Raw genomic sequence first — 1,947 nt, forward strand, 5'->3', positions numbered from 1 at the left:
GCGGCGCAGGCCATGGTCGAAGGCATCCCCATCCTCAGTTGCGACACCGCGCTTGACGTCTTCGGATGCCAGCGCATCTGGGAATGAGTGTCTTCCAACGGTCACCGCTTTGCGGCACAACGTGCCCATGAAGACACTTACGTTGCTGCGCCATGCCAAGTCGGGCTGGGACGATCCCGTCGCGCGCGATTTCGACCGCGGGTTGAACGATCGCGGCAAACGCGGAGCCCGGCTGGTCGGCGAACATTTGCGCGACCTCGGCCTCGCCTTCGATGTCGTGGTCTCGTCGCCTGCGGTCCGTTGCATCGATACCCTCGATGGCCTTTGGGATGGTTATGGCGAGGTGTTGCACCCGGTGTGGGACCGGCGCGTCTATCTGGCATCAGGCGCGACATTGCTGGATGTCGTCCACGATTTTCCTGAGGCCGACCACGTCCTGATGTGCGGGCATAATCCGGGATTGGAGGACCTGATCCTGATGCTGGTTCCCGATGGTCCTGACAATCCGTTTCGCGACGAGGTCGAGGAAAAGCTGCCAACCGCGAGCGTCGCCGAATTGCAGATCGACGTGGCGGACTGGGGCGACGTGAAGGTCAACAGCGCGCGCTTCACTCGGCTGGTGCGGCCACGCGACCTGAGCATCGAACTTGGACCCGAAAAACATTGAAAATGCGCGCGGCGACGATGGCCGATGCCCGGGCGCTGGCGCTGGTCGGGGCGGCGACTTTCCTGGAAACCTTTGCGAATGATCATCCGGGTGAAGCGCTGGTGGCTTTTACGCAAACGCACCATTCGATCGCTTATTACGAGGCTTTGCTGGGGCAGCCGACGACATCGGCGTGGATCGTCGAGCACGATGCGGGCGCGCCCGTGGGATATGCGATCGTGGTGGCGGCGTCGCTGCCCGGGTCCGATCCGGCGACCGACGCCGAATTGAAGCGGATCTATATGTTGTCGAAATGGCAGGGCACCGGGATCGGGCGCGCGCTGATCGAGGCGGTCGAGGCCGAGGCGGTTGCGCGCGGGGCAAAGCGTCTGGTCCTGAGTGTCTATACCAAAAATGAAAAGGCGATCCGCTTTTATGGCGCGCGGGGGTTCGAGACGATCGGGCGGGCCATGTTTCCGGGGTTTTCCGAGGCATTTTCTGATTTCGTCATGGCAAAACGGCTCGACGAAGCGGTTGCGACAGGGAGTTAGCTTCGCGCCAGCAGCGCCTTTGCCTTCGTCAAATGCGGCATGTCGATCATTTTGCCATCGAGCGTCAGCACCCCCGCGCCGGGATTTGCGGCAAAGGCATCGATCACCGCCTGTGCCTGGGCGATGGCCGCGTCGGAGGGTGTGAAAGCGGCATTGACCGGGGCGACCTGTGCCGGGTGAATGCACATCATGCCGCGGAAGCCGTCGCGCGCCCCGCGTTCGGCATAGCGGGCAACACCGTCGAGGTCGCGCACCGTCGGAAAGACCGTCTCGATCGGGGCGACACCCGCCGCGGTCGCCGCGAACAGGGTGAACGCGCGCGCAATCTCGTAGGGCGCGGTATAGCTGCCGTCGTCATGACGAGCGCTGATCGCACCGATTGCGGCGGGCAGGTCCTCCGCGCCCCAGGTCAGGCCGACCAGGCGCTCGGCGACATCGGCATAGTCGCCCAGCCGGAACATCGCCAATGGCGTTTCGGTGACGATCGGCAGAATGACGCTGGTGTCGTCGCCGCGTTCGGCAAGCATGCGGACAAGCCCGTCGATGGAGGCCCGGCCCTCCGCCTTTGGCAACATGAACCCGGTCGGGCGCGCCTCGACGACAATATCGAGGTCGCGTTGGGTGAGCCCCCCATCGAGCGGATTGACACGCACGAACAGGTCCAGCGCGCGGTCAGACCCGCGCAGAAAGGCCGCAATCTCGGTCCGCGCAAGGGCTTTGCGGTCCGGTGCGACGGCGTCCTCCAGATCA

The 1,947-nt window shown here is 64.2% G+C and carries 3 protein-coding genes; 2 read left to right on the forward strand and 1 reads right to left on the reverse strand.

From position 1 onward, the window contains the following. Positions 1-127 precede the first annotated feature (127 nt). On the forward strand, positions 128-667 hold the full coding sequence (locus Q0R02_RS02425; protein ID WP_293880494.1) for a histidine phosphatase family protein: 540 nt from the start codon (positions 128-130) through the stop codon (positions 665-667). 2 nt (positions 668-669) lie between these two features. Next, on the forward strand, positions 670-1,197 hold the full coding sequence (locus Q0R02_RS02430) for a GNAT family N-acetyltransferase (protein ID WP_293880498.1): 528 nt from the start codon (positions 670-672) through the stop codon (positions 1,195-1,197). On the opposite strand, the gene Q0R02_RS02435 is transcribed toward Q0R02_RS02430, so the two are convergent. Then, positions 1,194-1,947: CoA ester lyase (locus Q0R02_RS02435; RefSeq protein ID WP_293880496.1), on the reverse strand; the 754-nt coding region annotated here is incomplete at its 5' end. The genes Q0R02_RS02430 and Q0R02_RS02435 overlap by 4 nt on opposite strands.

The organism is Sphingomonas sp., assembly GCF_025353885.1.
GTDB lineage: Bacteria > Pseudomonadota > Alphaproteobacteria > Sphingomonadales > Sphingomonadaceae > Sphingomonas_O.